Below are 8,222 nucleotides of genomic sequence, written 5' to 3'. Positions count from 1 at the left end.
CCCCGGATCGTGCTCGCCGGGGCGCCGGCCGGCCGGGGTGAGCTGCGGGCCGGTTCCGGCGGGCCGCAGGCGACCGCGTTCCAGGCGGGACGGGTGACGGGAAGGATTCCGCGCACCGCCACGCTGCGGCCGACCGTGACCCGTCTCGACTGGTCGACGGCCGGTGATCCCCCGGCCCGGCGGCCGGTGAAGGAGTTGGGGAACGGTCCCACGGACATCGCGCTGCTGGCCTCGGCGGCGGCGCGCGCGGGCCGTAACGACACCGCGGGCACCGCCTCCCTCGTGTGACCCCCGCGCTCCCTCACCGTCCCGCACCGTCCCCCACGGTCCCCCACCGCCCCTCACGCTCCGGCAACCCCTCACATTCCGACAACCTCATGCACAACCGAACGCTTTCCCTCGCTGAGCTGCGATGACCGATAACGGGGTAGTCACAAAGGAAGGTCGGTGAGGCGGCTGGTCTTGCCTGGCCCCGGCGACGCGGCGTAGTACGAGGGACACAAGGACGTGCGGCGTGGCATGCCCGGTACCGCACAACTGAGTGCCGTCGGCCCGCCACGCCAGATGATGGAGGACGGAACTCATGCCCAGTTCGATTCGGGGACCCCGGAGAGCGGCCCGTGCGGCAGCGGCTGTGGCCGTCGCGTCCGCGCTCGCCTTCACGGCGGCGTGCAGCAGCGACAGCGACAGCAACGGGGGGAACGGCAGCGGCGGCGGCGACAACGGCGGCGATCACGCCCCCTCCATAGAACTGCCCGATCTGTCGGGCCAGTCCCTGGAGGTGGCGGCCGTGTGGACGGGCGCCGAGCGCGACAACTTCGTCGCCGTCCTCAAGGAGTTCGAGGACCGCACCGGCGCGAAGGTCAGTTTCGTGCCCAGCAGCGACAATGTCTCCAACTTCGTGGGCACCAAGATCGAGGGCGGCGCGCCGCCGGACATCGTGATGGTGCCGCAGGTGGGCGTGCTGCACGAGTTCGCCGAGAAGGGCTGGCTCGCCCCGCTCGGCCCGTCCGTCCAGGAGCAGCTGGACGCCAACTTCGGCCAGGGCTGGCAGGATCTGGGCGCGTACGACGGCGAGCAGTACGGCGTGTACGTGAAGGTCGCCAACAAGTCGCTGATCTGGTACAACGCCAACTCCTTCGCCGCCGCCGGGGCCACGGAGCCGACGAGCTGGCAGGAGTTCATCGACACGGCCTGGCTGCTGTCGGACTCCGGCACCACGCCGGTGTCGGTCGCGGGGGCCGACGGCTGGACGCTGACCGACTGGTTCGAGAACATCTACCTCTCGCAGGCCGGCCCGGAGGCGTACGACCAGCTCGCCGCGCACGAGATCCCGTGGACGGACGAGACGGTCACCAACGCGCTGACCACGCTGGGCGAACTGTTCGGCGAGGACAACCTGCTGGCGGGCGGCGGCTCCGGCGCGCTCCAGACGGACTTCCCCGCCTCGGTCACCAACACCTTCTCCGATCTGGAGGCCCCGGCCTCCGGCATGGTGTACGAGGGTGACTTCGTGGCCGCGTTCATCGCGGGCAACACGGACGCGGTCGTCGGCGAGGACGCGCTGGTCTTCCCGTTCCCGGCGGTGGACGGTGACGCCCCGGTGGTGACGGCCGGTGACGCGGCCGTGGCGCTGACCACCGACGGGACGGCGACCGAGGCGCAGGAGGCGCTGCTGGCGTTCCTGGCGTCCACCGACGCGGCGCGCATCTGGGCGCAGCCGGGCGGTTACCTGTCCCCCAACCACTCGCTGGAGCTGGAGGCGTACCCGGACCAGGTGACGCAGGACATCGCCGCGGCGCTGCTGGCCGCCGGTGACGACTTCCGGTTCGACATGTCCGACCAGGCGCCCGCGGCGTTCGGCGGCACCACGGGGCAGGGCATGTGGCAGGGGCTTCAGAACTTCCTGCGCGACCCGGCCGACATCGAGGGCGCCCAGGAGTACCTGGAGGCCCAGGCCGTACGCGCGTACGGTCACTGACGCGGAGCGGGGCTGACACGGACCATGGCTTCCGCCAAGGCGGTCGCGGTCATCAGGGCACGTCCCTGGGCCGTCGCATGTTTTCTGTTGCCCGCGCTGCTGCTGCTCGGCGCGCTGATCGTGTACCCGATCGGGTACTCGATCCAGCGCAGTCTCTTCGACGCGTCGGGCAGCAGTTTCGTCGGTCTTGAGAATTTCCAGGACCTCTTCACCAATGAGGCGACCCGCAAAGCGCTCAGCAACACCCTGATCTGGATCGTGGTGGCCCCGGCCGTCGCGACCGGTCTGGGGCTGATCTTCGCGGTGCTGACCGAACGCATCCGCTGGGCCACCGCGTTCAAGCTGGTGGTCTTCATGCCGATGGCCATCTCCATGCTGGCGGCCGGCATCATCTTCCGGCTGGTGTACGAGCAGGACCCGGACCGCGGTCTGGCGAACGCCGCGCTGGTGACGGTGCACGACACCTTCTCCGGCGGCGCCGCCTGGCCCGACGCCCGGCCCCGTCCGGACACCGGGCTGACGGCGCAGCAGGACGGCGCGTTCCTGGTGGACGCTCCGGCGCGCGCCGGTGAGCCGGTGCTGCTGCCGCTCGTCGGGGTCAAGCCGGCCGACGCCACGGGCGAGGCGGAGGCCGCGCCGGCCGCCGCCGACCCGGGCGCGGTCACCGGCACCGTCTGGCTGGACTTCGCGCCGGGCGGCGGCGGCACCCAGGACGTCATCGACCCGGGTGAGAAGGCGCTGTCCGGGCTGAAGGTGGAGGCGGTGCGCGAGGACGGCAGCGTCGCCGCCTCGGCCACCACCGGCGGCGACGGGACGTTCAGCCTGCCGGCCGAGGACGCCGACGGCACCCAGCTGCGGCTGGCGGCCGGGAACTTCACCGCCGCGTACAACGGGGTGGAGTGGCTGGGCCCGTCGCTGGTCACCCCCGCCATCATCGCCAGCTACGTCTGGATGTGGGCGGGCTTCGCGATGGTGCTGATCGCCGCCGGACTCGCGGCCGTGCCGCGCGAGACGCTGGAGGCGGCCCGGGTGGACGGCGCGAACGAGTGGCAGGTGTTCCGGCGGATCACCGTGCCCCTGCTGGCGCCGCTGCTCGCGGTGGTGCTGGTGACGCTGATGATCAACGTGCTGAAGGTCTTCGACCTGGTGTACGTCATCGCGCCCAGTTCCTCGCAGGCGGACGCCAACGTGCTGGCGCTGGAGCTGTACCGGTCGTCGTTCGGCGGCGGGGCCAACCAGGGGCTCGGCAGTGCCATCGCGGTGCTGCTGCTGGTGCTGTGCGTGCCGATGATGATCATGAATGTGCGGCGGCTGCGACAGGAGAAGAAGCGGTGAGCGCCTCGACCGAAGCGGCGGCCACGGCCGCCCCCAACCCGCCGCCGCACCGCACCGACGCCCCGGCCGGCCCGCCGAAACCGTCCCTCGCCTCGCGCATCGGCGCGATCGCGGGCGGCGGCGCGGTCCGGGTGGTGCTGACGGTGCTGGCCGTGCTGTGGCTGCTGCCCACCGCCGGGCTGCTGGCGTCCTCCTTCCGGGACCCCCGGGACATCGCGTCCTCGGGCTGGTGGGAGGCGCTGACGGACCCGGGCCAGTGGACCGGCGCGAACTACAGCGCGCTGCTCAGCAATGACGCCTTCACCAGCTCCCTGTGGACGACCATCGCCATCACGGTGCCGTCCACGGTGCTGGTGATCGTGCTCGGCGCGCTGGCGGCGTACGCCTTCGCGTGGCTGGACTTCCCCGGCCGCGACTGGCTGTTCGTGCTGGTGGTGGCGCTGCTGGTGGTGCCGGTGCAGGTGGCGCTGATCCCGGTGGCACGGCTGTTCAACACGCTCGGCATCTTCGAGACGACGGTCGGCGTGGTGATCTTCCACTCGGCCTTCGGGCTGCCGTTCGCCATCTTCCTGCTGCGGAACTTCTTCGCGGAGATCCCGCGCGAGCTGCTGGAGGCGGCCCGGCTGGACGGGGCGGGCGAGCTGCGGCTGTTCACCCGGGTGGTGCTGCCGCTGGGCGGCCCGGCCATCGCGGCGCTGGGCATCTTCCAGTTCATGTGGGTGTGGAACGACATGCTGGTGGCGCTGATCTTCGCCGACTCCAGCTCCCCGCCCATGACGGTGGCGCTCCAGCAGGAGATGCGCCAGTTCGGCAGCAACATCGAGGTCCTGGCGCCGGGCGCCTTCCTCTCGATGCTGATCCCGCTGGGCATCTTCTTCGCCTTCCAGCGCCAGTTCGTGACGGGCGTGATGGCGGGCTCCGTCAAGTAGCACCGCCTGCGACACGAGAGGGGGCCGCCCCGGCCGGGGCGGCCCCCTTTTTGCGGGCCCGCCGCCTGCCAACCGCCGCCCGCCGGTGCCCTGCCCCCTCCCGTGGGCCCGGATTGCTCCGAACGGACGGAGTCATGGGCGACATCCCGGGCGCCCTCCCCCACAACCGGCGCTACTTGAGCGATTGTCGGATCGTCCGTGTATTGCTCCCTCGTCCGGTGGATGTGGTGCCATGCCCCGCTTCAGCGTCATCCTGACCGTTCACCGGGCCCCCGCCGAGCACCTGCACGCGTCCCTCACCTCCGTGCTCGGCCAGCGCTTCGCCGACCTCGAACTCCTCGCCGTCGACGACCTCGCCGACAGCGCGACCGACGCGGTCCTGCGCGGCTACGCGGCGGCCGACCGGCGGCTGGTACGGCTGCGGCTGCCCTGCCCGGTCGGCCCGGGCGCCGCCCGCAACGCCGCCCTCGACCGGGCCCGCGGCGCGTACGTCCTCTTCCTCGACGCCCCCGACAACCTCGCCCCCGGCGCCCTCCCGGCCATCGACGCCCGGCTGCGCACCACCGGCGACCCCCAGCTGCTGCTCTTCCGGGACACCGCGACCGACCCCGGCACCGGCCTCTACAGCGAACAGCCGCCCGAGGTGATGACCCTCGCCGACCGCCCCGGACTGCTGTGGCTCGACCCCGCCGTCCACGCCCGCGCCCACCGCCGCGACCTCGTCGACCGCCTCGGCCTGCGCTTCCCGCCCGGCCACTACGCGGACCTCCCGTTCAGCCAGCGCGCCCTGACCGCCGCCGGCTCGGTCGCCGTCCTCGACCGGAGCTGCGTCCGCCGCGCCCCGTCCCCGGCGCCCGCCGCCCGCCCCACCGGGCGCGCGCACCTCGACCTGCTGCGCCAGTACGACCGGCTGTTCGCCCAGCCCCTGCCCGCCCGCTGGCGCGCCCCGCTCTACCAGCGGATGCTCGCCGACCTCACCCGCCTCCACCAGCGGCCGGGGCTGCTGCTCCCGCCCGCCGCCCGCGCCGAGTTCTTCCGGCACGCCGCGGCGCTCGGCGCCCGGCACCGCACCACCTCCGGCGCCACCCCGCTCACCGACGGCCGGCACCGCATCCGCCGCCCCGCCCCCGCCCGCTGGCTGCGCGCCACCGCCGCCCTCACCGCCCGCGCCCGGCTCACCACCCGGCACGCCGCGCGCGCCCTCGCGCCCCGCCTGCGGGCGTCCGGCCGGTGGCTGCGCGCCGCCGCACTGCGGCTGTACTACCGGCTGCACCTGCTCCGCCCCCTCCTCCCCGACCTCGCCGTGTTCCTCCCCGCCACCGGCGGCTACGCCGGCCACCCCGCCGCCCTGGAGGCGCAGGTCCGCGCCCTCGCCCCGCGGCTGCGCACCGTCTGGATCGCCGGACCCGGACACGCCCGCCACCTCCCCGAAGGACCCCGCCGCCTCCACCCGCACTCCCCGGCCGCCGCCCGCGCCCTGGCCCGGGCCCGCTACCTCGTCAGCGACGCCCCGTTCCCCGCGCCCGTCCCGGACCACCCGCGCCGCGGCCAGCACCGGCTCCAGACCCACCGCGGCACCCCCATCGCCCTCCCCCATACCCCGGACGAACGGCAGACCGGCTGCTGGACCACCGCCCTCTCCACCGGCCCGCACGCCACCCGCACCGCGCGCCGCGCCCAGCCCGGCCCGTACACCCTGCTGGAGTACGGCTCCCCGCAGGCCGACCGGCTGCTCACCGCCACCCCCGGGGACATCCGCGCCGCACGGGCCGGGCTCGGCGTCCCCGACGGGGTCCTCACCGTGCTGTACGTCCCGGCGCACCGCCCGTACGAGCCAGGCCCCGGCATCCCGCACCTGGACGTGGCCGGCCTCGCCGCCCGGCTCGGGCCCGGCCATCTGCTGCTCAGCCGCGCCCCGCTCGGCCACCCGGCGCCCGGTGTCCGCGAGGTGCCCGCCGCCGGCCACCCCGACCTGATGACGCTCTGCCTGGCCGCCGACGTGCTGCTCACCGACTACCACCCGGTGATCTTCGAGTACGCCCTGCTGGACCGGCCGATCGTCGTCCACGCCCCGGACTGGGCCGACTACCGCGCCGCCCGGGGCGTCTGCCTGGAGCTGCCGGACTGCCCGCCCGGGCCGGTCACCCGCACCGAGGACGAGCTGCACGCCCTGTTCACCGATCCCGGCGGCGCGCTGTGGGGCGCGCACGGGGCCCGGCTGCGGGCCGCGTTCCGGGCCGCGTTCAGCCCGCGCGACGACGGCCGCGCCGCCGAACGCGTCGTCCGCGAGGTCTTCCTCGACGGCCACGGGCTCCCCGCCGTCGTACCACCCGGCGCCCGCCGGGCGCACCGCCCCGCCCCCGACCCGGTATCGGCCTCATGACCTCCCGCTCCATCAGCGTCATCGTGATCGCCTACAACGACGCCGCGCACGTCACCGACGCCATCCGCTCCGCCCTCGACCAGGGCCCGGCGGTCGGCGAGGTCGTCGCCGTCGACGACGCCTCCACCGACGCCACCGCCACCGTCCTGGAACGGCTGGCCGCCCGCGAACCCCGGCTGCGGCTGCTGCGCCACGCCGTCAACAGCGGCGGCTGCGGCACCCCGCGCAACACCGGCCTCTCGGCGGCGCGCGGCCGGTACGTGCTGTTCCTGGACAGCGACGACGTCCTGCCGCCCGGCGCCGCCGCCGCCCTGCTGGCCGCCGCCGCCCGGCACGAGGCGCCCGTCACCGCCGGCCTGTGCGTCCGCCGCGAACTGCCCGACGGCACCGAACGCCCCTGGCAGCCCGCCCTGTACGCCGCGCCCGCCGTGCACGAACCGCCGCGTGACCATCCCGGTCTGGTGCACGACACGCTGTGCGTCAACAAGCTGTACGACCGCGCGTTCCTGCGCACCCACCGGATCACCTTCCCCGACGGCCACTTCCCCTACGAGGACTTCGTCTTCACCGCCCGCGTCCTGGCCGCCGCCCCGCGCCTGGCCGTGATCCCGGACCCGGTGTACGTGTGGCAGGTGCGCCGCCGCGCCGCCGCACTGTCCATCTCCCTGGACCGGGGCCGGATCGCGCACTGGGCGGGCCGGCTCGAAGCGCACCGGCAGGCCGTCGAGGCGCTGCGCGCCGCGGGCGCGGAGCGGCTGGCGCGGGCGGCGCGCACCAAGTTCCTCGACCACGACCTGCCGCTGTACGTCCGGGAGCTGCCCGCGCGCGGCGCCGCGTTCCAGCGCTGGTGGTGGTCGCTCACCCGCGCCCACCTCGCCGCCTTCGACCCGGCCGAGGTGGCGGCGGCGCGCCCCGTCAACCGCTGGCCGGCCGCCGTCCTGCTGGCCTCCCCCACCCCGCGCGACCCGGCCAGGCTGGCGGCGCTGGCCGCCGACCCGCCCCGGCTGCTGCCGCCGCTGGCCACCGCCGCCGGGCGGCCCGTCTGGTCGGCCGACCTGCCCGGCACCGTCCTGGACGGCCTGGACGATCTGCCGGTGCGGGCGCTGCCGCTGACGGTGGACGGCGAACTCACCGGGTCCGGCGCGTACCCGGTGCTGCGGCTGCGCGTCCACGAGTTGTACGGGCGGCTGGCGGCGGCCGGGGTCTACGGGGTGGACGTCGAACTGCGCGAGAGGGCCACGGGCCGGGTCGGGCAGCGGCGCAGTGTGGCGCTGTTCCCGGACGGCGCGGGCTGGACGGCCGCCCCGCGGCTGGACCTGGCGGCGCTGCCCGCTCCCTCCGGCGCGCTGGCGGTGTGGGACGTCCGGGCGGTGGTCCGGTGCACGCGGCAGCGGACCGTGGTCGCCGGTGTCCGGCCGGTGGGTCCGGTGCCGCGCCGTACCGTGCTGCCCAGCCGGCGGCACGGGCTGCTGCTGGTGCAGCCGTACACCACCGGGCACGGGGCGCTCGCGGTGCGGACCGCGCCGGGGGTGCGCGGGGCGACCGGGGTGGCCGCGGCCCGCTTGCAGCGTCTGCTCAGAACCTGACTAGAGGA

General features: G+C 74.8%; 5 protein-coding genes and 1 pseudogene. All 6 read left to right on the top strand.

The genetic code is table 11. The features are described from left to right. Positions 1-288: pseudogene (locus ACFV5N_RS06860) on the top strand (hypothetical protein); the annotation flags it as partial. A gap of 346 nt (positions 289-634) precedes the next feature. Continuing rightward, positions 635-1,981, top strand: coding sequence for an ABC transporter substrate-binding protein (locus tag ACFV5N_RS06855; RefSeq protein WP_385595073.1), 1,347 nt, complete (start codon positions 635-637; stop codon positions 1,979-1,981). A gap of 24 nt (positions 1,982-2,005) precedes the next feature. Next, positions 2,006-3,316, top strand: a complete 1,311-nt coding sequence (locus ACFV5N_RS06850; RefSeq protein ID WP_385595070.1) for an ABC transporter permease subunit — start codon at positions 2,006-2,008, stop codon at positions 3,314-3,316. Further along, positions 3,313-4,245: a carbohydrate ABC transporter permease gene (locus ACFV5N_RS06845; protein ID WP_385595067.1), complete on the top strand. Its 933-nt coding sequence runs from the start codon at positions 3,313-3,315 to the stop codon at positions 4,243-4,245. The genes ACFV5N_RS06850 and ACFV5N_RS06845 overlap by 4 nt, the downstream gene beginning before the upstream one ends. Before the next feature lie 232 nt (positions 4,246-4,477). Beyond that, complete coding sequence (locus tag ACFV5N_RS06840) at positions 4,478-6,628, top strand: CDP-glycerol glycerophosphotransferase family protein (RefSeq protein WP_385595064.1); 2,151 nt, start codon at positions 4,478-4,480, stop codon at positions 6,626-6,628. Beyond that, positions 6,625-8,214 carry a glycosyltransferase gene (locus ACFV5N_RS06835; RefSeq protein ID WP_385595061.1) on the top strand — a complete coding sequence of 530 codons (1,590 nt, stop codon included), beginning with the start codon at positions 6,625-6,627 and terminating at the stop codon, positions 8,212-8,214. The genes ACFV5N_RS06840 and ACFV5N_RS06835 overlap by 4 nt, the downstream gene beginning before the upstream one ends. The last annotated feature ends 8 nt before the right edge of the window (positions 8,215-8,222 follow it).

Source organism: Streptomyces sp. NPDC059853 (assembly GCF_042731495.1).
Lineage (GTDB): Bacteria > Actinomycetota > Actinomycetes > Streptomycetales > Streptomycetaceae > Streptomyces.
This window is presented reverse-complemented; position numbering and strand designations above follow the sequence as displayed.

Bases quoted from the DNA above. Each gene is read 5' to 3' on its own strand.
- ACFV5N_RS06850 (WP_385595070.1), top strand. From the start codon at position 2,006: ATGGCTTCCGCCAAGGCGGTCGCGGTCATCAGGGCACGTCCCTGGGCC.
- ACFV5N_RS06840 (WP_385595064.1), top strand. From the start codon at position 4,478: ATGCCCCGCTTCAGCGTCATCCTGACCGTTCACCGGGCCCCCGCCGAG.
- ACFV5N_RS06835 (WP_385595061.1), top strand. From the start codon at position 6,625: ATGACCTCCCGCTCCATCAGCGTCATCGTGATCGCCTACAACGACGCC.